This is a genomic window from Terriglobales bacterium, assembly GCA_035573675.1.
GTDB lineage: Bacteria > Acidobacteriota > Terriglobia > Terriglobales > Acidobacteriaceae > DATMAB01.
Map to the genome: position 1 here is coordinate 103,571 of DATMAB010000017.1, position 19,895 is coordinate 123,465.

18 protein-coding genes are annotated in these 19,895 nt (G+C 64.6%); 12 read left to right on the plus strand and 6 right to left on the minus strand.

Annotation, left to right across the window (positions count from 1 at the left end; genetic code table 11):
• Positions 1 to 166: 166 nt before the first annotated feature.
• A complete protein-coding gene (locus VNK82_07800; protein HXE90848.1) occupies positions 167 to 1,975 on the plus strand; it encodes a DUF885 domain-containing protein in 1,809 nt (602 codons plus the stop codon).
• Between the two features lie 88 nt (positions 1,976 to 2,063).
• Positions 2,064 to 3,011, plus strand: coding sequence for an MBL fold metallo-hydrolase (locus VNK82_07805; GenBank protein ID HXE90849.1), 948 nt, complete (start codon positions 2,064 to 2,066; stop codon positions 3,009 to 3,011).
• Positions 3,012 to 3,080: 69 nt separating this feature from the next.
• On the opposite strand, the gene VNK82_07810 is transcribed toward VNK82_07805, so the two are convergent.
• Both VNK82_07810 and VNK82_07815 read right to left on the minus strand, forming a co-directional pair.
• Positions 3,081 to 3,281 carry a cold-shock protein gene (locus VNK82_07810; protein HXE90850.1) on the minus strand — a complete coding sequence of 67 codons (201 nt, stop codon included), beginning with the start codon at positions 3,279 to 3,281 and terminating at the stop codon, positions 3,081 to 3,083.
• Between the two features lie 488 nt (positions 3,282 to 3,769).
• A complete protein-coding gene (locus tag VNK82_07815; protein HXE90851.1) occupies positions 3,770 to 4,258 on the minus strand; it encodes a DinB family protein in 489 nt (162 codons plus the stop codon).
• A gap of 102 nt (positions 4,259 to 4,360) precedes the next feature.
• On the opposite strand from VNK82_07815, the gene VNK82_07820 reads away from it, so the two are divergent.
• A complete protein-coding gene (locus VNK82_07820; protein HXE90852.1) occupies positions 4,361 to 5,536 on the plus strand; it encodes a sulfite oxidase in 1,176 nt (391 codons plus the stop codon).
• A 330-nt stretch (positions 5,537 to 5,866) separates the two neighbouring features.
• Here the strand turns inward: VNK82_07820 and amrS are convergent, their stop codons facing one another.
• Positions 5,867 to 7,000 carry an AmmeMemoRadiSam system radical SAM enzyme gene (gene amrS / locus VNK82_07825; GenBank protein HXE90853.1) on the minus strand — a complete coding sequence of 378 codons (1,134 nt, stop codon included), beginning with the start codon at positions 6,998 to 7,000 and terminating at the stop codon, positions 5,867 to 5,869.
• A gap of 40 nt (positions 7,001 to 7,040) precedes the next feature.
• Between amrS and VNK82_07830 the strand changes: the two genes are divergently transcribed.
• Together VNK82_07830 and VNK82_07835 are read left to right on the plus strand one after the other, a co-directional pair.
• Positions 7,041 to 7,682, plus strand: coding sequence for a hypothetical protein (locus VNK82_07830; protein ID HXE90854.1), 642 nt, complete (start codon positions 7,041 to 7,043; stop codon positions 7,680 to 7,682).
• 41 nt (positions 7,683 to 7,723) lie between these two features.
• Positions 7,724 to 8,053: a 4a-hydroxytetrahydrobiopterin dehydratase gene (locus VNK82_07835; protein HXE90855.1), complete on the plus strand. Its 330-nt coding sequence runs from the start codon at positions 7,724 to 7,726 to the stop codon at positions 8,051 to 8,053.
• A 56-nt stretch (positions 8,054 to 8,109) separates the two neighbouring features.
• On the opposite strand, the gene VNK82_07840 is transcribed toward VNK82_07835, so the two are convergent.
• Positions 8,110 to 8,520: a PPOX class F420-dependent oxidoreductase gene (locus VNK82_07840; GenBank protein HXE90856.1), complete on the minus strand. Its 411-nt coding sequence runs from the start codon at positions 8,518 to 8,520 to the stop codon at positions 8,110 to 8,112.
• Between the two features lie 114 nt (positions 8,521 to 8,634).
• Here VNK82_07840 and VNK82_07845 point away from each other — a divergent pair, with 114 nt between their 5' ends.
• The 6 genes from VNK82_07845 to VNK82_07870 all read left to right on the plus strand — a co-directional run bounded on the left by VNK82_07845 (position 8,635) and on the right by VNK82_07870 (position 17,413).
• Entirely contained in the window at positions 8,635 to 9,747 is a 1,113-nt protein-coding gene (locus VNK82_07845; protein HXE90857.1) for an ABC transporter substrate-binding protein, read from the plus strand.
• Positions 9,748 to 9,845: 98 nt separating this feature from the next.
• The gene (locus VNK82_07850) at positions 9,846 to 11,867 is read left to right on the plus strand and encodes a S9 family peptidase (GenBank protein ID HXE90858.1); all 2,022 of its coding nucleotides are present in this window, start codon (positions 9,846 to 9,848) and stop codon (positions 11,865 to 11,867) included.
• A 122-nt stretch (positions 11,868 to 11,989) separates the two neighbouring features.
• Positions 11,990 to 13,507 carry an amidohydrolase family protein gene (locus tag VNK82_07855; protein ID HXE90859.1) on the plus strand — a complete coding sequence of 506 codons (1,518 nt, stop codon included), beginning with the start codon at positions 11,990 to 11,992 and terminating at the stop codon, positions 13,505 to 13,507.
• Positions 13,504 to 14,580 (plus strand): kelch repeat-containing protein, encoded by a 1,077-nt coding sequence (locus VNK82_07860; protein HXE90860.1) that lies wholly within the window; start codon positions 13,504 to 13,506, stop codon positions 14,578 to 14,580. The genes VNK82_07855 and VNK82_07860 overlap by 4 nt, the downstream gene beginning before the upstream one ends.
• A gap of 422 nt (positions 14,581 to 15,002) precedes the next feature.
• Positions 15,003 to 15,335 carry a thioredoxin gene (gene trxA, locus VNK82_07865; GenBank protein HXE90861.1) on the plus strand — a complete coding sequence of 111 codons (333 nt, stop codon included), beginning with the start codon at positions 15,003 to 15,005 and terminating at the stop codon, positions 15,333 to 15,335.
• Positions 15,336 to 15,436: 101 nt separating this feature from the next.
• Positions 15,437 to 17,413 (plus strand): DUF2207 domain-containing protein, encoded by a 1,977-nt coding sequence (locus tag VNK82_07870; GenBank protein ID HXE90862.1) that lies wholly within the window; start codon positions 15,437 to 15,439, stop codon positions 17,411 to 17,413.
• Between the two features lie 46 nt (positions 17,414 to 17,459).
• On the opposite strand, the gene lexA is transcribed toward VNK82_07870, so the two are convergent.
• Positions 17,460 to 18,074: a transcriptional repressor LexA gene (lexA, locus tag VNK82_07875; GenBank protein ID HXE90863.1), complete on the minus strand. Its 615-nt coding sequence runs from the start codon at positions 18,072 to 18,074 to the stop codon at positions 17,460 to 17,462.
• 127 nt (positions 18,075 to 18,201) lie between these two features.
• Between lexA and VNK82_07880 the strand changes: the two genes are divergently transcribed.
• The gene (locus tag VNK82_07880) at positions 18,202 to 18,597 is read left to right on the plus strand and encodes a YciI family protein (protein ID HXE90864.1); all 396 of its coding nucleotides are present in this window, start codon (positions 18,202 to 18,204) and stop codon (positions 18,595 to 18,597) included.
• Between the two features lie 14 nt (positions 18,598 to 18,611).
• Here VNK82_07880 and VNK82_07885 read toward each other — a convergent pair whose 3' ends face one another.
• Positions 18,612 to 19,793, minus strand: a complete 1,182-nt coding sequence (locus VNK82_07885; protein HXE90865.1) for an aminotransferase class V-fold PLP-dependent enzyme — start codon at positions 19,791 to 19,793, stop codon at positions 18,612 to 18,614.
• Positions 19,794 to 19,895: the final 102 nt, after the last annotated feature.

A 19,895-nucleotide genomic window follows, 5' to 3' on the forward strand; every position in this document is an offset into this window, starting at 1 on the left:
GCAAGCGACGGCGTGAAGACCGCCGCCCGCTAACGGACCCGAGCGTGGAGCGTCCAATTCTCCGATCCCCAAGGAACCAGCCAAAGGAAAGCTGCGTACTCGTGCTCGTGCCCTGGAACGTAACGTCCCACACTCTCTCTACCCCCATTCCAAGGAGTCAATTTCCATGCGTTCTTTCTGTGTGCTGATTCTGGCGGTTTGTCTGCTGCCGCTGAGTGCGGTGGCGGCGCCGCCTGATGCCAAGACCGACCTGGAAGCGCGGCGCAAGGCGCTCAACGACCTGATCCAGGAGCAGTGGGAATACACGCTGCGCACCAACCCGGAATTCGCTTCCATCCTGGGCGACAAGCGCTACAACGACAAGGTCAGCGACCTCTCGCTGAAGGCCATCGAAGACGACCTGGCTGAGACGAAAAAGTTCCTCGCCCGCTTCGAGGCCATCGATACCACCGGCTTCCCACCGCAGGAAGCGCTGAACAAGCAGCTCATGGTGCGCGACCTCCGCAACCGGCTGGAGGACGCCCAGTGGAAGGAATGGGAGATGCCCATCACGCAGATCTCCGGCATCCACCTGGAGGCGCCGCAACTGGTGCACTTGTTCCCTTTTGACACGGTGAAGGACTACGAGGACTTCATCGCGCGCATGCGGCAATTTCCCAAGGCCATGGACCAGACCATGGAGCACATGCGGGCCGGCATGCGGGACAACCTGATGCCGCCGAAGTTCCTGTTGGAAAAAGTGGTGACGCAGGCGGAGAACCTGGCCGGCCAGAAGCCGGAGGAAAGTCCCTTCGCGCAGCCGCTCTCAAAGTTCCCCAAGAACTTTTCCGAAGCCGACCAGGCCCGCCTGCGCGCCGAGTTCCTGGAGGTGATCGGTAGCACGGTGCTTCCGGCCTACGCGCGATTCGCCAAGTTCGTGAAGGAGGAGTACGCGCCGCGCGGCCGCACCGAGCCGGGCATGTGGTCGCTGCCGGACGGAGCCGAGCGCTACGCCCGGCGTGCGAAACGCAGCACGACGACCGATCTGACGCCGGAAGAGATCCACCAGATCGGCCTGCGCGAAGTGGCCCGCATCGAGGGTGAACAGCTCGCTATCGCCAAGAAGCTCGGCTATCCGGACCTGAAGAGCTTCCGCGAGCACGTGAAGAACGACCGCAACCTGTACGCCAAGTCGCGCCAGCAGATCCTCGACCTCTACCAGAAGTACACCGACCAGATGCAGGCCAAGCTGCCGGAACTCTTCGGGCGGCTGCCCAAGGGCGGGATGAAGATCATGCCGGTGGAGGAGTTCCGCGAGAAGGAAGCGCCAGGCGCCCAGTACCAGCAGGGCACGCCCGACGGCTCACGTCCCGGCCTGGTGCAGGTGAACACCTTTGAACCGGAGAAGCGCCAGACCATCAGCATGGAGTCTACGGCCTACCACGAGGGTCTGCCGGGCCACCATCTGCAAGTCGCCATCGGGCAGGAGCTGCCGGCGCTGCCGCCCTTCCGCCAGCAGGCCTTCTACGGTGCGTTCGTCGAGGGCTGGGCGCTGTACTCGGAACGTTTGGGCAAGGAGGTGGGCTTCTACCAGGACCCCTACAACGACTTCGGCCGCCTGGAGGACGAGATGCTCCGCGCCATCCGCCTGGTGGTGGACACCGGCTTCCACTACAAGAAGTGGACGCGCGACCAGGTGGTGCAGTTCTTCCACGACCACTCCGCCATCGACGAAGTGAACGTGCAGAGCGAGACCGACCGCTACATCGTGTGGCCGGGCCAGGCGCTCAGCTACAAGATCGGGCAACTGACCATCCTGAAGCTGCGCGAAGAGGCCAAGAAAGAGCTGGGCCCGAAGTTCGACATCCGCAAGTTCCACGACGCGGTGCTGGGCTCGAGCGCGCTGCCCATGGATGTACTGGAGTCGGAAATCCACCGCTGGATCGCGCAGGAGAAATCGGCGGCGGGGATGACCTCGGCCGGCGCGCCCAGGTAAGCTCGTCGAAGAAAGCTGGGAGAGGGTGGCGCGAGCCGCCCTCGTCTTTTTTCGATTTTGGTTGCCGTTCGGCCATAATAGCGGCTCCATGAGGCTTTTAGCTTGTCTCCGCCTGCTCGCTTTGTTCGCCGTGTTGACGATGCAGGCGGCCGCCCAGACCGAACCCCTGCGCCCGGAATGGTGCCGGCAGCTGCCGCGCGCGCAGTACGCGACGCTGGAACGCGTGAAGTCGGCCGATGACTGGTTCGAGGTCTATCGCGTTCGCCCGGGCGTCTTTGCCATCTATGAACCCAGGCAGTTCGAAGAGGTCATCTCGTATCTCATCGTGGGCTCGAAGCGCGCGCTGCTGTTCGACACCGGGCTGGGCGTGGGCCGCATCTCCGAGGTCGCGCGCAAGCTGACCCGGCTGCCGGTCACGGTCCTCAACTCGCACACTCACTTCGACCATACCGGCGGGAACGCCGAGTTCCGGAACATCCTGGGGATGGACACCGACTATACGCGCCGCAGCGCGGAAGGAGGGTTGGATCCGTTTGCTCGCGACCTGCTTGCGCCCGAGCGCCTGTGCGGCAACCTGCCCCAGGGAGTCAAGGGTCCGGTGCCGACGCGGGCCTTCCACATCACTCGCTTCATACGCGACGGGGAGAGAATCGACTTGGGCGACCGTGTGGTCGAGGTGGTGGCAACACCCGGCCACACGCCGGACTCGCTCTGCCTGCTCGACCGCAAGAACCGCCTGCTGTTCACCGGCGACACGTTCTACCTGGGGCCCATCTACCTGTTCACGGAAGAGACCGATTTCGAAGCCTATGCGAAATCGGTGGAGCGGCTGGCGGAGCTTGTGCCTGCGCTTGACGCCGTGCTCACCGCACACAACGTCCCGGTAGCGAAGCCAGGACAGCTCACACAGCTGGCGGAGGCGGTGAGCAACGTCCGGTCCGGGCAGGCGCAGGCGAAGACGACGGAGGGAAGGCGCGAATACGACTTCGGCGACTTCTCGCTGTTGCTGGGCCCGGATTCAGGCCAAAGCAAGTAGAGCGCGGAAAAATAGTGCGGAAATGCAGAAGGCGACCCAAAGGCCGCCTTCGCGGTTACGGCTGAGAAATTAGAGAGGTTGCACGTTCTCTGCCTGCCAGCCCTTCGGTCCCTTCACGACGTTGAACTGCACGGCCTGGCCTTCCTGCAGGCTGCGGAAACCGTTCGCCTGGATGGCCGAAAAGTGCACGAAGACGTCCTCGCCACTCTGCCGGCTGATGAAGCCATAGCCTTTCGCGTCGTTGAACCACTTCACTGTTCCTTGTTCCATTGTGTTCTTACACCACTTCCTTCATTGGATTTACGCTGAGCTGAACCGGAGGATACTGCAGAGGCAGGAACTGCTGAGCAGTGCTGCTTCACAACCGTTTCGAATTCGACGTTGTATTTACTATACACGGGTTTGCCGGTTCTGGCTACCGGGCAGACCTTGTCTAGAATCTGTCCGGCTCTGTTGGACATCCTGTCTTGAAAGGGCGCGGCTTCAGCCGCGCCGGAGCGGCCCCCCAAATGAATTGTCATCCCGAGGGCCCGCGAGGGAGCGACGCGGACCGAGCGGGCCCGAGGGACCTTGGTTTTTCCGCCATTTTGTGCCAAGACCGCTCTTGAGGATGTCAAGCCAAGCCGTCTCATAAATGTGCACTGGACCGATTTTCGGTGGGAGAGCGGGGCTTCAGCCCCGCGTTGGAGGCTGCATCTAGATGGGCTTTAGCCCTGGACAGCTCGACTCACGACATTTGTGAGACGGCTTCCAGCCGTTCAGCCTTCGGTCCACGTTCCCAACAAGCGCCGCAGCAGTACCAACTGTCCCAGATGATAGGCGTTGTGGTCCGCCACCAACAGCGCCTCCCTCAGGAGGGTCTGGCCATCGCCCCAGGGGATGCGGGCGAACAGATCGGTCCTGGGGTTGCGCACCAGCGCTTGCATGGCTTTGAGGTCTCTGCGGAACGCGGCCACGGAGCGGTTCCAAGCGGCGCCACTGGGCGGCGCGGCCGTGGCGGGCCAGTATCCTTCGGGAAACTTGGGCGAGACGTGCTTGCGGTTGCGGCTGAACTCCAGGATGTCCCACTGCGCGATGCGGAGGTGTTCGAGCAGTTGCCAGGCCGTGTGTGGCGCGCCCTTCGCCTTCACGCCCCGCAGGCGGGCGGGGAAACGGGCAATAGCTTCGTCAAATGGCAGATGCGCGTGCCCGCCGCGCAGCAGATCGTAAAGGTGTTGGCGCAAGGCCTGGGTGGCTTGATCTCGCATGGTGCATCTCCTTTTCCAAATCTTACGTCGCTCCTTTATAGCAATGGGCGGCGCGCACCGGCTTGCATTTCCTTGCGGTCTTTTCTATCGTGCGCAACGGCCATGCGCCGACCGTTTCCCGCCTGTGACCCGGTGTCGCGCCGGGAGTTTTTGCGCACCAGCCTGCTCGCTGGAGGAGCATTGGCTCTGGGCGCAGGCGGGCTGCAAGCGGCCCCGCTCCCCGGCAAGCGGCACATGCTGGTGCGCTCCCTGCGCTTCCTCGACCTGGAAATGCCGATGGACCGCCTGGGAGCGTGGATCACGCCGGTGGAGCTTTTCTTTGTCCGCAACCACATGGCGGAGCCTTACGGGCTGGATCCCGATGAGTGGCGGCTGCGTGTGGCCGGCGAGGTGGAGCGCCCGCTGGTCCTCACCTATGCCGACCTCGCAAAGCTGGAACCGGCCACCGTGGTCAACACTTTGGAGTGTGCCGGCAACGGCCGCGGGTTCTTCCGGCCGCAGGTCCCGGGAGTCCAGTGGGAGCGCGGCGCAGTGGGCAATGCGCGATGGAGCGGCGTGCGTCTGCGCGATGTGCTGACCCACGCGGGTCTCAAGCGAAACGCACGTCATGTTGCATTTCGCGGCATGGACGAGCCGCCCGGCAAGGTGCCGGCGTTCGTTCGCAGCATCCCCATCGAGAAGGCAATGCATGCGGACACGCTGCTGGCCACGCGCATGAATGGCACGCCGCTGACCAAACACCACGGCGCACCTCTGCGCGCGGTGGTCCCGGGCTGGGTGGCGGCGGCGTCGGTGAAGTGGCTGGCGGAGATCCAGGTGCTCGACCGCGAATTCGAAGGGAACTTCATGAACCCGGGCTACCGCATTCCGCGGCGTCCCGTGCAGCCGGGCCAGGCGGTGAATCACAACGACACTGATCCGGTGACGGCGTTGTCGGTCAAGTCCATCATCGCGCAGCCGGCCGAAGGTGCAATCCTCCCTTTGGCGCCGGTGCGCATCCACGGTGCCGCCTGGGCCGGGGAGCACGACGTCACGCGCGTCGAGGTCTCGATCGACGGTGGAAGGACGTGGCAGCCGGCGCAGCTCGGGCGCCAGCAGGCGCGCTACGCGTGGCGGCTGTGGGAGTTCGCCTGGCAGCCGAAATCGCGCGGGGAGTACGCGCTGCGGTCGCGCGCGACGGACAGCGCAGGACGCACCCAGCCGCTCGCGCCCACGTGGAATCCGGGCGGCTATCTGTGGAACGTTGCCGACGAGGTGAAAGTCCGTGTCGAAGGCTAGCCGGCTCGCCGCCCTTCTTCTGGCGCTGGCCGCGGCCAGCGCGGGGCAGTCGCCCGATCTGCCGCCTGGACCCATGCAAGCAAAGGCGCGGACGGCATGCCTGGAGTGCCACGACGCGCACATCATCTTGCAACAGCGTCTGGACCGCAGCGCCTGGCGCAAGGAAATCGAGAAGATGGTGCGCTGGGGCGCGCTGGTCGAGCCCGCTGACGTCGACCCGCTGACCGACTACTTCTTCAAGAATTTCAATCCGTCCGTTCCACCCCTGGCGCCCGGTGCGCCGCAGAAGGGTGGGAAGTCTGGCCGCGGCAAGATCAGCGTGTCGGGAGGTCAACTGCGCAGCAGGGAGACGAGGTCGGCGATTCGCCGCCCGCGCGGCAGGAAGGGATGGGCGCTGATCTGGCCCTGGAACTCCGACGCCCAGCGGCCGGGAATCTGGGTGTGGCACTTCGGGCAAGCGCCGTCGGACGTCAGGTGGTAACCGAGGATCATGTAGCCGTAGCGTTCGATGAGCAGCTCACGGCAGTTGTGGCAGCGGGTGTTCTCCCAGTCGCCCACCTGCCCCGGAAGATTGCCGGGATAGATGTAGCGCAGCCCGGCGGCGCGTCCGATCTCGGCGGCGCGCAGCAGCGTTTCCGCCGAGGTGTTCGCCGGCCCGGTCATCTTGTAGTCCTGGTGGAAGGCAGTGCAGTGCCAGGGGATGAAGGGTGACACACCGGCGACGAATTCCGTCAGGCGCTTCAATTCGTCATCGGAGTCATTGAAGCCGGGGATGACGAGCGTGACGATCTCCAGCCAGAATCCCATCTGGTAGAGCCGCTTGATGGTGTCGAGGATGGGCTCGAGCCGCCCACCCAACTGCCGATAGTGCGGGTCGTCAAAACTCTTGAGGTCGACCTTGTAGAGATCGACCCATGGCCGGATGTATTCCAGGACTTCGGGCGTGCCGTTGCCGTTGGAGACGAATCCGGTCTTCAGTCCCGCGGCGCGCGCCTTCTTGAAGATGGCCACCGCCCACTCCGCAGTGATGAGCGGTTCGTTGTAGGTGCTGACCAGCACCTTGGCGCCCTGCTGCAAGGCGTCTTCGACCATCTGGTCGGGCGTCATGCTGAGCGGCGGTGAGACCGCGGTGGGATCGCGCAGCGCCTGCGACGTCACCCAATTCTGACAGTAGGCGCAGTGCAGGTCGCAGCCCAGCATGCCGAAGCTGTAGGCCAGCGCTCCGGGATAAGCGTGAAAGAAGGGCTTCTTCTCGATGGGGTCGCACTGCACGCCCCCCACGTAGCCCCAGGGGACGTAGAGCGTCCCGCCGCGGTTGAAGCGCACTTTGCAGACGCCCGGCTGGCCTTCGGGGATGGGGCAGCGATGCCCGCAGGCGAAGCAGCGCACGCGGTTGCGGTCGAGCTTCTCGTAGAGCTCGCCTTCACGCACCTGCTCGTACAGGACGTCCTTCAGGGTGGGCATACCGCAACTTCCTTACTGGTATTCTACTCCCGGTGCGGAGATGGATGGCGCGGCGTTCGTCGAACAACTGAAAGCGGAGAACGAAACCATCCTGCACAAGCTGGACGCCGAGCCCGAGGGTTCAGCCGGCGACCTGGGCGCGCTGCTCAAGATGGCGCTGAAGAACGAGGCGGAGGCGTTCGCCATCGCGGCGGAGTGGGTGGCATCGACGCCCGAGCTTTCCGCCAAGCTGGTCCTGGCTCGCCATGCCGGCGACGAGGCGCGCCACTACCAGCTTCTCGAAGATGCAGCCCGGGCGATGGGCGTGAGCCTGGCCGGATTCCATCCGCTCGAGCCTCCGAGTCCGGTGCTGGAGTACCTGCGCACGCTTTCCACTACGGAGGAACGCATCGCTGCCGCCCTGGTGGCGCGTGAAGCCATGGGCGGCCGCCGCAATGCCCAGTTCCTGAAGTTCCTGGAACGCGCGGGGCACAAGGATCTGGCGGCGTTGTACCGCGACGTCATCAATCCCGACGAAGACCGGCATCACCGCGCCGGCTGCTGTGTGCTGGCGGAACTGGCGAAGACGTCTGAGGCCCAGGAGCGCGCCCGGCGCGCCGCGGCGCGATTGCTCGAGATCGGCGACCGTGTGCGCTCTACCGTAATGGAGAAGACGGGCGCGGCGTGCGTGCCGGGCTGCTAGCTTCCGTAGCGGTAGAATAGACGCTCATTCGGAGGCCGCACATGCCCGATCTCGCCGCCAAGACCTGCGTTCCGTGCAAGGGTGGAGTGCCGCCGCTGCGGGGCGACGAACTGAAGCAGCTCACCCGCGAGGTCCCGCGCTGGACGGTCATCAACGAACACCACATCACCCGCCAGTTCGATTTCCCCGACTTCAAGAGCGCGCTCGCGTTTACCAACAAGGTCGGCGCTCTGGCCGAGGAGCAGGGGCATCATCCGGATATCTACCTGGCTTGGGGCAAGGTGGAAGTCACCCTGTGGACGCACAAGGTGAACGGCCTGACCGAGAGCGACTTCATCATGGCCGCCAAGATCGACCAGTTGAAAACGTAGTCCGGCTCCTGTTGACTGCGCGGCGCCGTCGGTGCGCCTGGGGGGGGCCAGCCATATCAATCGCGCCGATAATCCATCGACGTGAAGTGCTCCGGCTGGATCTTGTAAAGCACGCGCACTTCGCCCGGGGCGCGGCCGGGATACCGGTCCACGCCGAGGTATTTTTTGGCTTGTTTGTCGATGTGCTCGTCGGCGCCCTTCTCCGTGATTTCCACCACACGGCCGCGCACCTCGAGGTAACGATAGGGATTGGCGGGGTCGGCGACGCTCAAGGCTACGCGCGGATCGCGGCGCACGTTGCGGTCCTTCTTGCGCCCCTTGGCCGAGTTCACCAGGATGAGGTCGCCTTCGATATCCAGCCAGACGGGTGTCACCTGCGGGCTGCCGTCGGCGTTGAGAGTGGCCAGGTGGCCGAACGCGGGCTTCTCGAACAAGTCGCGGAATTTCTCCGGAATCGCTTGCGGCATCAGGTTCTCCTCTGGATCCGTCCGATAAGATGACCGGCTTGTGTTTGTGGATGCAGCCACCTAACCTAGCACGGGCCGGACGCCGCCCAAGCGGCTGTGCTCCGAAACTCCGCCATGAGCCCCACCCTGGAGTTGCGCATCGGGATGACGGTATCGCTGACCGGACGCCATTGGCGGCAGGCACGGCAGGCGCTCGACGGGCTGCGCACTTGGGCGGCGTGGATGGACCAGCAGGGCGGCTTCCGCATGGGCGACCTGGTGCGCCGCGTGCGCGTCATTTATTACGACGACGAAGACCGCGCCGACTTGGCGCGCGAGAACGTCGCGCGCCTTCTGGATAAGGACCGTGTGCACGCCCTCTTCGGCCCGTACTCCAGCTTCCTCACCGAAGCGGTGGCGCCCGTGGCCGAGGAGCGCGGCCGCATCCTGTGGAGTCACGGCGGCAATTGCGACAGCCTCTATCGCTACGGTCGCCGCGGCGTGGTCAGCATCTCGAGTCCGGCCAGCCGCTATCTCACCGACCTCCCCACATGGCTGGAGAAGGAAGCGCCGGAGCTGCGCACCATCTGCGTGGTGTACGAAGCGCAAGGTGCCTACGCCTTCGAAATCGCCGACGGGCTGCTGGAGACGGCCATGGGTCGCGCCAGCCATCAGACCAGCATGATGCCCGCCGGCGCGCTCTCCCAGCACATCGGCTCTCTGGTGCGCGAGCTGGGGACGCGGCGTCCGCAGGTCGTGGTGCTGGCGGCGGCATTCGACGACGAAGTGCAGTTGCTGCGGACGCGCGCGGACTGGCCGGATTCGGTAAGGAAGGTGGTGGCGGTGGCCGGCGGCTTCCTGGACCTGCGGGAGGAACTCGAGCGCAGCACCGAAGGGATCATCGGCCCCAGCCAGTGGGAACCGGAGCTGCGCTTTCCGGATGCACTCGGCCCGGACACAGACTGGTTCCTGGCCCACTTTGAAGACCGGTTTCGCCGGCCGCCGGACTATCCTGCCGCGGCGGCGCTGGCGGCCGCGGTCATTTTCGGTGAGTGTGTCGCACGCACGGGCACGTTCCGGGACGCGGCGCTGCGCGAAGCGGCGGACGCGCTCGATTGCCATACCCTGTTCGGCCGCTTCCGCGTGGACGACCGCGGGCAGCAAATCGGCCATCGTGTGGTGCTGGTGGAGTGGCGGGGCGGCGCCAAGGCCGTCATCGCCGGCGCACCGCGGGCGGCCGTTTGCTAGAATGCCGCCGCTGCCGCCGGTCGGCCGCAATTCATTCCGAGACCTCGAGGGGCTCCATGTCGCACAACCGCAGAGTTGCCGTTTGTCTCCACGTTGCGTTGGTCGCACTTCTCTCGACCGAGGTGCTGGCAGCCGAGCCCAAGCCGGTCACGCCCGAGAGCTTCCATACGCTCACCTGGGTCGGCGATCCGCAGTGGTCTCCGGCCGACGACCGCGTCGTGTTCACCACCAGCCGCTCGAACGACAAGCGCGACGGCTACGACAGCAATCTGTGGATGGTGCGCGCGGACGGCAGCGGGCTCCGGCAACTCACCTTCCTGCCCGGCGCCGACAGTTCCCCGCGCTGGAGCGAAGACGGCCGCGAGATCCTGTTCGTCTCCACGCGTAACGGTTCGGCGCAGGCCTGCATCCTGCCCGGCGACGGCGGGGAAGCGCGTTGCGTGACTTCCTTTGAACTGGACGTCAGCGATGCACGCTGGATCCCGGGGACGCGCGCCATCAGCTTTGTCGTGCGCGTGCCGTCCGACTGGAAACCCGGCGTGCGTGATGCCAGGGAGATGGTCAAGCAGAAGAATCCGGACCTGGAGAAGGGAGTCCGGGTCGTCCGGCAGGCCATCTATCGCGCGGGCAAGGCCTACTTCAACAACCTGCGGCCTCACCTGTTCACCCTCGATCTGGAGAGCGGCGAACTGCGCCAGTTGACCGGCGGCCCGGCGGATGTGGCGGGCTACAGTTTCGCCTCCGATGGCAAGCGCATCGCCGTGACTTTCAGTCACCTGGGCGACGATGAAACCGATATCGGGCTGGCCCGCGTTCACCTGCTGGCGCGCGATGGCTCGCTGATCCGTGAACTCACCAGCAAGCCCGGCTACTACGGTGCGCCGGTCTGGCGTCCGGCGAGTGCGCAAGTGCTGGTGGAACAGAGCAGCCCGGAGGGATTCAACGACAAGGTCTTTCTTGTGGATGTTGAGAGCGCCGCTTGGAACAAGATGGAGCATGGCTTCGACGGCAACTTCTCCGCCTGGCGCTGGAGCCGCGATGGCAAGAAGCTGTTCGCCCTCGCCGAAGAGAAGGGCGACATCCACGTCTGGACGTTCGACCCCGAGAGCTGGCGCGCGCAGCGCCTTACCTCCGGGCGGCGGCAACTGGGCATCCATTCGCAGATGTTCGCCACCCCGGGTCTGAGCTTCTCGGCCGATGCCGCGCGCTTCGTCGCTTCTGAAACCGTTTCCGATCGGCCCGAAGAGCTGGTCATCGGCACGGTCGCTGATGGCGCCACGCGCCCACTCACCGACCTCAACAAGGACTGGCGTGCCGCGCACAAGCTCGTCCCGGCGGAGAAGTTCACCTTCAACGCGCGCGACGGACATCCCCTCGACGCCTGGATCATTCCACCGGCCTGGCTCAAGGCCGGCGAGAAGCGCCCCCTGGTGCTGGAGATCCACGGCGGCCCGCGCACCCAGTATGGCGAGCACTTCATGCAGGAGTTCCAGATGCTCGCGGGGATGAACTACGGCGTGTTGTACGTGAATCCGCGTGGCTCCACCGGCTACGGGGAGGCGTCCACACGCGCCACCATCGACAACTGGGGCGGCACACCCTATGAAGACTTGATGGACGCGGTGGACGCCGCCATCGCCCGCTACCCCTGGGTGGACAAGGACCGCCTGGGCGTGGGCGGCGGCAGCTATGGCGGATACATGACCGCGTGGATCATCGGCCACACCACTCGCTTCAAGGCCGCGGTGCCCATGCGCGGTGTCTACAACTTCTACAGCTTCCCGCTCACCACCGATATCCCGCACTTTACCGAGGTCGAGTTCGGCGGGCTGCTCTGGAGCGACCCCGCGAAATACTGGAAGTATTCACCCCTGGCGTACGCCGACGTCGTCAAGACTCCCACGCTCATCATCCACAGCGAGAACGATTTTCGCGCGCCCCTGCCGGATGCGGAGCAGTTCTACGCCGCGCTGCGGCTGCACGGCGTGCCGGCGGAGTTCGTCCGCTACGCCGACGAAGGGCACGAACTGTCGCGCTCCGGCCGTCCCGACCGCCGCGTCGACCGGCTGGAGCGCATCGCGGCCTGGTTCAAGCGCTGGCTGGAGCCGGAAGGAAAGTAGCAATCGGGTGTGCTGAACGCATTGCCGGTCCGGCGCGCCCGTCGTCACAGCCGCCAGGGACGCCAGCTCGAAGCTCCGTACTATAATCCGCGAACCGTTTCCTCGAGGGCCAAGGAGGAACCATGAGCAATCCCAAGACCACAGGCTCAGCCCCCCCTCCCGCACTGCGCGAAGGCTGGGTCCGCGCCTCGGATTTGGACGAATTTCTGGGACGCAATCTTCCTGTTCCCACCCGCGTCATTTCCAATGAGGAGTTCTTTCCGTTGCCGCAGACGCCCGAGCAGTGCGCGGTGGAACACCACCTGCTGGCCACCGCCTCCGACGCCGCGCGGCGCCTCGGCATGACGCGCCGCCGCTTTCTCCAAACCTCGTGTGGCATGGCGGCCGCGTTCGCGGCGCTGAACAGCGTTTTCGGCCCCTTCTTCACCGTGGATGCGGCGGAATTGTTCGAGCCCGCTGCCGCAGCCGAGAAAAAAGCCGGCTACTTCATCTTCGACGTGCAGACCCACCATGTCGCCACTGAGCGCGAAGCGCCCGCCGCAAGCAAGGAATTCCTCCAATACCTCTTCAACCTGCGCAGCGGCTTTGCCACCAAGCTCAACCCGGAACTGGCCAAGCGCGAACAAGCGATGGCCGATCTGCAACTGGAGAACTACATCAAGGAGGTGTTCCTGGACAGTGAGACCGAAGTGGCCGTGCTCAGCGGCCTGCCTGCTGAGAGCGAAGCCGTCGACGTGATTCCAGCCGAAGTGATGGCCCGCACGCGGGCCGCCGTCAACGAACTGGCGAAGTCGCGCCGGCTGATCATCCATGGGAGGTTCTCACCTGACCTGGGAGCGCGCAACCGCGAAGTGATGCAGCAGCAGGCGGAGTCGCTGAAGATCGAAGCCTGGAAAGGCTACACCGGCCAGTCCATGGTGAAGGGCGAACCCGGCTGGTGGCTGGACGATGAAAAGCGCAGCTATCCGGCGCTGGAATACACCCGCAAGTTGGGCATCCGCAACATCTGCCTGCACAAAGGCCTGCCGCTGTTTCCCGGCAACGACGAGTACTGGAGCCCGCGCGACGTCATGAAGGCCGCCCAGGATTTTCCCGACCTGAACTTCCTGCTCTATCACTCCGGCTTTAAGGGGCTGCAGGACTCCCTGCCGGCGGCCCAGGATGGCTTCCAGATGACGGCCTACGTCCCCTGGGTCTCCGACCTGTGTGAGTGGCGGCGCAAGAACCCGAAGATAGGCAACGTCTACATGGAACTGGGCAGCACCTTCGGCCTGATGGTGGCTACCAATCCGCTACTGTGCTGCCACGTGCTCGGGATGATTCTGCAGGCCTTCGGGGAGGATCATGTGCTTTGGGGTACGGACTCGATCTGGTGGGGATCCCCGCAATGGCAGATTGAAGCTTTCCGGCGGCTCCAGATGCCGGAAGACCTGATGAAGCGCTTCGGCTACAAACCGCTCACCGTCGAGGTCAAACGCAAGATCTTCGGACTGAACGGCGCGCGGCTCTATGGCATCGACCCCAAGGCGAAGCGCAACCCCATACCGGGCGACTATGTGGACTGGCTGCGCAAACAGTACCGCGAGTCGGGACTGGCCGCGCCAAGCAACACCCAATACGGCTGGATACGCGTGGCATGAGGAAGCGCCGTCTCGCGATCAGCTTGTGGCTGCTGTTCGTCGCCGGCGGAGCCGCACAACAGGCGCAGGCTCCTGCCGGCCTTGGCACGTGGAGTTCGCTCAAGCCCCTCTACGAGCCGGTTTCCAACAACGCGGTCGCCTCGCTGCATCAGGGCAAGCGCACCTTCCTGTTCTCCTTCCTCGGGATCGGTCCGAAGAAGACATGGGACGCCATTACCGCCGAAGCCTCGTCGTTCGACACGCTCTCCGGCGAATGGGCCCGCCTGCCTCCCGTGCCCGGGCAGGCCGGGCGTCTGGCGGCGGCCGCCGCCGGCGTGAACGACCGCGTGTATCTCTTCGGAGGCTACACCGTGGACGCACAGGGCGACGAGGTTTCGCTTCCCAACGTGGATATCTTCGACCTCAAAGCCCGCGGCTGGCGGCGGGGAGAAGATATCCCCGTGCCCGTGGACGACATGGTGGTCGGCGTCTACCGCAATCGCTACGTCTACCTGGTCAGCGGGTGGTCGCAGAAGGACAGCGTGCGCAACGTCCAGGTCTACGACACGGAGAAGAACCGCTGGCTCGAGGCCACGCCCATCCCCGGCACGCCCGTCTTCGGGCATGCCGGCGCCCTGGCCGGGGATACCATCGTGTACGTGGGTGGAGCTTTCAGGAATCCCGGGGGGACGAATCCTCGTTACGTGCCTTCCCACGAAGCCTGGATGGGGAAGATCGATCCCAAGGACCTTACCCGCATCACCTGGACCAAGATTCCGGGGCCGCCCACCCGGGCCCGCTATCGCATCGCCGCCGGAGCCTTCGGCCACCGCATTGTGTTCTCCGGCGGCACCGACAATCCCTACAACTATGACGGCCGCGGCTATGATGGCCGGCCCTCCGAGCCTGTCGCCACAACCTTCGCCTGGAACCTGGACTCCGGCGGCTGGGAACTGCTGCCCGACAATCCCTTTCCCGCCATGGACCACCGCGGCCTGGCAACCACCCGCGAAGGCCTCGCTCTGGTCGGCGGCATGGAAGCGGGCCAGAAAGTCTCTAACCGCTTGAGCCTTTTACGCATTACCGCACGGTGACCTTGCATTACTTCGCGGTTACTCTCGTGACGTTTACAGTCCGGGAAAACGACCCTAATGTGGTAGGCGATTGGCAGTTCTGGGGGAGGGCTGCCGTCGGGCGTCCGCGAGCTAACCGCTCTCGGGCGCCTCTAACTTTTTGTAGCCACTTCGGCAAGCACTGCCGACGAACCACGTTTCGGCCTTGTTTTGGAAAGCGCGGCTTGGTAGGTCGGGCTTCCAGCCCGACTCGCGAAGCGACCGCGCCCTAGATGGCTCCCAATCCTCCCGCCTTTAGGCCCTGAGGAACGTGGTTTCCCGCGCTTTCTGCTACTCTTGAAACCCCTGCGCATCTAATCCAGTGAGTGGTACCATGAAAACACGGTACGTTTTGGACCGCGAATCAACCTCGGCGGTCCTGCGCTCATACTTTCGGAGGCGAAATGGCTGGTAACGGGATTTTGGAATTAACCGACGCAACATTCGACCAGGACGTGCTCAAGAGCGAGCAGCCGGTGCTGGTGGATTTCTGGGCCGCGTGGTGCGGCCCCTGTCGCGCAATCGCGCCCATCGTGGACGAGGTCGCGCAGAGCTACCGGGGTCGCGTCAAGGTCGCCAAGATGGACGTCGACCGCAGCCCGGCCACGCCGCAACGCTACGGCGTCCGCGGCATCCCTACGCTGCTGGTGTTCAAGGGCGGGCAGGTGAAGGAGCAGATCGTCGGCTTCGTCGACCGCGCCACCATCGAGAAGGCGCTCGACAAACACCTTTCCTAGGTTCCATCGGATGGTTCAGCCCGGCTTCGGCCGGGCTTTCCGCTTTCAGGCCAACATCCCTCTTGTAGTTTTGCCCGCTTCCGGGGAGAATCGCGTCCGCCATGTCGCGGCTCGCTCTACTGCTCGCGTGCCTGCTCTCTCTCTCTACAGTTGCGCAGGACCTGCCGGAGATGCCGCCCGACGCCGCGGCAGAAGAACTGGCTGCCGCCGCCGAAGAACGTATCCTCTCCTTCCACAGCGACATTACCGTCTATCCGGACGCTTCCATGCTGGTGCGCGAGACCATCAAGGTGCGTTCCACCGGCGAGCAGATCAGGCGGGGCATCTACCGCGACTTTCCCACCCGCTACGAGGACAAGTTCGGCAACGCCTACCGCGTCGGCTTCGACATCGACGAGGTCCTGCGCGACGGCCGCCACGACGACTATCACACCGAGAGCCTGGAGAACGGCGTCCGCGTCTACATCGGCAACAAGGACGTCTTCCTCGATCCGGGCGAATACACTTACACTCTGGCCTACCGGACGCACCGCCAGCTCGGCTTCTTCCCCGACCACGACGAACTCTACTGGAACGTCACCGGCAACGGCTGGGGCTTCGCCATCGACAACGCTTCGGCCACCGTAACGCTGCCGCCTGGCATCGCGCGCGGCGACCTGAAGCTCGAAGGCTACACCGGCTACCAGGGTGCGACCGATCAGGACTACACCGCCGAGGTTTCCGAGGACGGCACGGCGCACTTCGCCACTACCAAAATGCTCGCTCCCAACCAGGGGCTGACCATCGTCGTCTCGTTTCCCAAAGGCGTCATCCCCGAGCCCACCCGCGACCAGAAGATCGCCTGGTTCCTGGCGGACAACCGTCCCGCGCTGGCGGCCGCCCTGGGCCTGTTGCTGGTGCTGGGCTACTACGTGGTCATCTGGCACCGCGTCGGGCGCGACCCGGATCCCGGCGCCATCATGCCGCTCTACGAGCCGCCGCAGCATCTCTCTCCCGCCGCCATGCGCCACCTGGTGAACATGGGATTCGACGACAAGACCTTCGCCGCCGCCGTCCTCAACATGGCGGTGAAGAAATACCTGACCATCCGCGAGGAGGGCGGCGACTACACGCTGGAACGCGCCACCGCCCAGGCCGGCCTCAGCGCTGACGAGAAGGCGGCCGCTACGCGCCTGCTGGATTCGCGCAAGTCCATCGAGCTCAAGACCCAAAACCACGCCGCCATTCGCAGCGCCATCGAAGGTCTGAAGGATTCGCTCAAGAACAGCCAGGAGACCGTCTATTTCCTCACCAACAAGCGTTATCTGATCCCGGGGCTCGTGATCTCCGCGCTCACACTGCTGGCGCAGGTGGTGGCGGCCGAGGGCGTCGAGCGCAAGATGCTCGCCGGCTTCATGACCATCTGGCTTACCGGCTGGTCGTTCGGCGTCTTTTTTCTGCTGATGGCCGTGTTCCGCGCGTGGAAGGCCGTGATGTTCGGCGGCGTCGTCAATCGCGTTGTGAGCCTAGTGGGAGCGCTGTTCATCACCGCCTTCGCCGTGCCCTTTGTAGGCGGCGAGGGATTCGGCATCTACATGTATTCGCAGGCGACTTCCCCGGTCTCGGTGGCCGTGCTGCTGACCATTGTGGCCGTGAACGTCCTGTTCCACTATCTGCTGAAGGCGCCCACCAGCGCCGGCCGCGCGCTGCTCGACAAGGTGGAAGGCTTCAAGATGTTCCTGACCGCCGTGGACAGCGACCGCCTGCGCCGCTTCGAGGGTCCGGCGCGCACGCCGGAGCTGTTCGAGAAGTATCTTCCGTACGCGCTCGCTCTCGATTGCGAACAGCAGTGGGCTGACCAGTTCACCGACGTCCTGGCCAAGGCCGCCGAGGCGGAACAGGCCTCTGCGTACTCTCCTTCCTGGTACCGGGGCTCGAACTGGAATGCCTTCAACCCCGGAGGATTCGCGTCCTCGTTCGGAAGCTCGTTCTCCAGCGCCGTGTCTTCTTCCTCGACACCTCCCGGCCGAAGCTCGGGCTCAAGCGGTGGCGGTTCTTCGGGAGGCGGCGGCGGCGGAGGCGGAGGCGGCGGCTGGTGAGGTTTAGGTTTCTGGCCACTGGCCACTAGCCACTGACCACTGACTTTCAGTACTTGCGCAGCACTCCGATCACCCGCCCCTGAATCTGCACCGAGGCGGCGGGCACGGTGATGGGCTGCATGGCGGCGTTCGACGGCTGCAGGCGGACGTAATCCCCTTCGCGGTAGATGCGCTTCAGCGTGGTCTCGGCGCCGTCCACCAGCGCCACCACCAGTTCGCCGTTCACCGCCACCTGGGTCTTCTCCACCAGGATGTAGTCACCCTCGACGATGTGTTCGTCCTGCATGGAATCGCCGCTGACCTCGAGCACGTAGACGTCCTTCGAGCGGGTGAAATCGGAGAAGTTAATGGTCTCCGGGTTCTCCACTCCTTCGATTGGCCGTCCCGCGGCGATTCTGCCCATCAGGGGCAGCGTCACGGGCGCGGCCAGCGCCTGCCGCATCTTGCCCCGCGGCGGCAGCAGGTCGATGGAGCGGCTGCGGTTGTAGCCCCGCTTCAGAAGTCCTTTCTTCTCCAGGTTGGTCACGTGCTTGTGCACTGTGGCCAGCGAGTTCAGCCCCAGACCCTCGCGGATCTCTTCGAAGGAAGGCGAATAGCCGTTCTGCTGGACGAAGCCGGCAATGAAATCGTAGAGTTGGCGTTGCCTCCGGGTCAGTGCCATGCCCCAAGCTTAGGGGAAGAAAAGGCGAATGTCAAGCCGGAACCTCCTGGCTAATGATTCGTGCGGTTTCGGGTAAGAAGCACGTAGAACGGTTGCGGCTGGCAAGACCTTTACGAGAGGGCGCCCTATGATTCGCACGCTGCTTCTGATTTCGATTGTCACGCTACTGGCGGCCTTCGCTTCCGGCGATGAGCCGGCCAGGAAAGCAGAACTGCAATTCCTCTACCGCATCCAGCCGACTCGCGCCGCCCTGCTTACCAGCGGTCCCACGCCGGAGGAACAGGCCATAGTCCTGGAACACTTCAACTACCTGAAGGACCTGGCCGCCAGGGGCGTGGTGATCCTCGCCGGGCGCACGCTGAACACCGATGAGTCCTCATTCGGCATCGTGATCTTCCGGGCCGAGAATGAAGAAGCCGCGCGCCGCATCATGAACGGCGACCCGGCGGTGGCCAGGGGCGTGATGAAGGCCACGCTGTTTCCCTATCGCGTGGCGCTAATGGAAGGCAAGCCCATTCCGTAAATCTGACAGGACGCCTAGCGCGCGGCCACGCCCATTTCGCTCAGGATCTGCTCCACCGCGGCAATGGCCGTGTCCAGTTCCTCATCCTTGTTATAGAAGTGCGGCGACATGCGCACCCCCGCCTTGGGGCGCCAGTCCACCAGGATGTCGCGTTTCAGCAATTGCGCGCACACTTCCCTGGAATTGGGCATGTCGATGGAGACAGTGCCGCCGCGCCGCTCGGGGTCGCGCGGCGTGTTCACCTTCCAGCCGCGTTCCTCGGCCATGCGGATGAGCCGCGCCGTCTGCCGCAGGGATTTTTCGCGGATGCGCTCCACGCCCACCTCGCGGATGATTTTCAGCCCCGGCCGGCAGGCGTAGAGTGCGGGCAGGTGCGTGGTGCCGTTCATGAAGCGCATCGGCGGGTCCGCGTAGCGGATGGGGCCGATCTCGAAGGCGAATGAATCCTGGTGCGCGAACCATCCTGTAATGGTCGGCTCGAGCTTGCGGCCCAGCTCGGGGCGCACGTAGAGATAACCCACGCCGGCGCCACCGCACAGCCACTTCAGCACGCCCCCGGTGCAGAAATCGACGTCGAGCTTCTGCACGTCCACTGGCACCGTGCCCAGGGACTGGAACGTGTCCAGCAGCACCAGCGCTCCGACCTTGTGGGCCTTCTCGACGATGGCCGGCACGTCCTTGATGAACGAGCTGCGGAAGACGACGTGCGAGATGGGCACCAGCAACGTTTCTTCGTCGATAGCGTCCAGCAGGCGCTCGGTGGGCACGGTGATGCCGTCGTCCGTCTTCACCATGTGGACGCGCGCGCCGCGCCGCTGCTGCGCGTACCAGAAATAGACCACCGAGGGGAAATTCATGTCGCTGAAGACGATCTTGTTGCGCTTGCCCGCGAAGTCGAAGCAGGAGGCCACCGTCGCCTGGCACAGGCTGACGTTCTGATGGGTCGAGACCGAACCCTTGGGGGCGTTCATCAATTCGCCGATCTCGTCGCCGACTTCGGTCTCCAGTCCCCACCATCCTTCTTCCCAGGCGCGCACGCCGCGCGTGGCCCAGGCGTCGGCGTAGGAGCGCAGCGCGTCATAGACGCCGCGGGGCATGGCGCCGAGCGAGTTACTGATCATGTAGGTGGTGGTGTCGAGGATGGGAAACTCGCTGCGCCAGCGCAGCAGAGGGTCGTGAGCGGAGTCGGTCGGCATGGGCTTCATTCTAGCAGTTGGCCACAGAGGCACGGAGACGCAGAGCAATTGAATCATTGAATCATCGGATCATTGAATCATTGAAAATCGTTCATTCGGCGT

Coding starts and splice junctions, on each gene's coding strand:
- VNK82_07805 (HXE90849.1), top strand. CDS start 2,064: ATGAGGCTTTTAGCTTGTCTCCGCCTGCTCGCTTTGTTCGCCGTGTTG.
- VNK82_07860 (HXE90860.1), top strand. CDS start 13,504: ATGAGGAAGCGCCGTCTCGCGATCAGCTTGTGGCTGCTGTTCGTCGCC.
- VNK82_07800 (HXE90848.1), top strand. CDS start 167: ATGCGTTCTTTCTGTGTGCTGATTCTGGCGGTTTGTCTGCTGCCGCTG.
- VNK82_07870 (HXE90862.1), top strand. CDS start 15,437: ATGTCGCGGCTCGCTCTACTGCTCGCGTGCCTGCTCTCTCTCTCTACA.
- VNK82_07810 (HXE90850.1), bottom strand. CDS start 3,281: ATGGAACAAGGAACAGTGAAGTGGTTCAACGACGCGAAAGGCTATGGC.
- amrS (HXE90853.1), bottom strand. CDS start 7,000: ATGCCCACCCTGAAGGACGTCCTGTACGAGCAGGTGCGTGAAGGCGAG.
- VNK82_07835 (HXE90855.1), top strand. CDS start 7,724: ATGCCCGATCTCGCCGCCAAGACCTGCGTTCCGTGCAAGGGTGGAGTG.
- VNK82_07815 (HXE90851.1), bottom strand. CDS start 4,258: ATGCGAGATCAAGCCACCCAGGCCTTGCGCCAACACCTTTACGATCTG.
- VNK82_07830 (HXE90854.1), top strand. CDS start 7,041: ATGGATGGCGCGGCGTTCGTCGAACAACTGAAAGCGGAGAACGAAACC.
- VNK82_07885 (HXE90865.1), bottom strand. CDS start 19,793: ATGCCGACCGACTCCGCTCACGACCCTCTGCTGCGCTGGCGCAGCGAG.
- trxA (HXE90861.1), top strand. CDS start 15,003: ATGGCTGGTAACGGGATTTTGGAATTAACCGACGCAACATTCGACCAG.
- lexA (HXE90863.1), bottom strand. CDS start 18,074: ATGGCACTGACCCGGAGGCAACGCCAACTCTACGATTTCATTGCCGGC.
- VNK82_07880 (HXE90864.1), top strand. CDS start 18,202: ATGATTCGCACGCTGCTTCTGATTTCGATTGTCACGCTACTGGCGGCC.
- VNK82_07855 (HXE90859.1), top strand. CDS start 11,990: ATGAGCAATCCCAAGACCACAGGCTCAGCCCCCCCTCCCGCACTGCGC.
- VNK82_07820 (HXE90852.1), top strand. CDS start 4,361: ATGCGCCGACCGTTTCCCGCCTGTGACCCGGTGTCGCGCCGGGAGTTT.
- VNK82_07840 (HXE90856.1), bottom strand. CDS start 8,520: ATGCCGCAAGCGATTCCGGAGAAATTCCGCGACTTGTTCGAGAAGCCC.
- VNK82_07845 (HXE90857.1), top strand. CDS start 8,635: ATGAGCCCCACCCTGGAGTTGCGCATCGGGATGACGGTATCGCTGACC.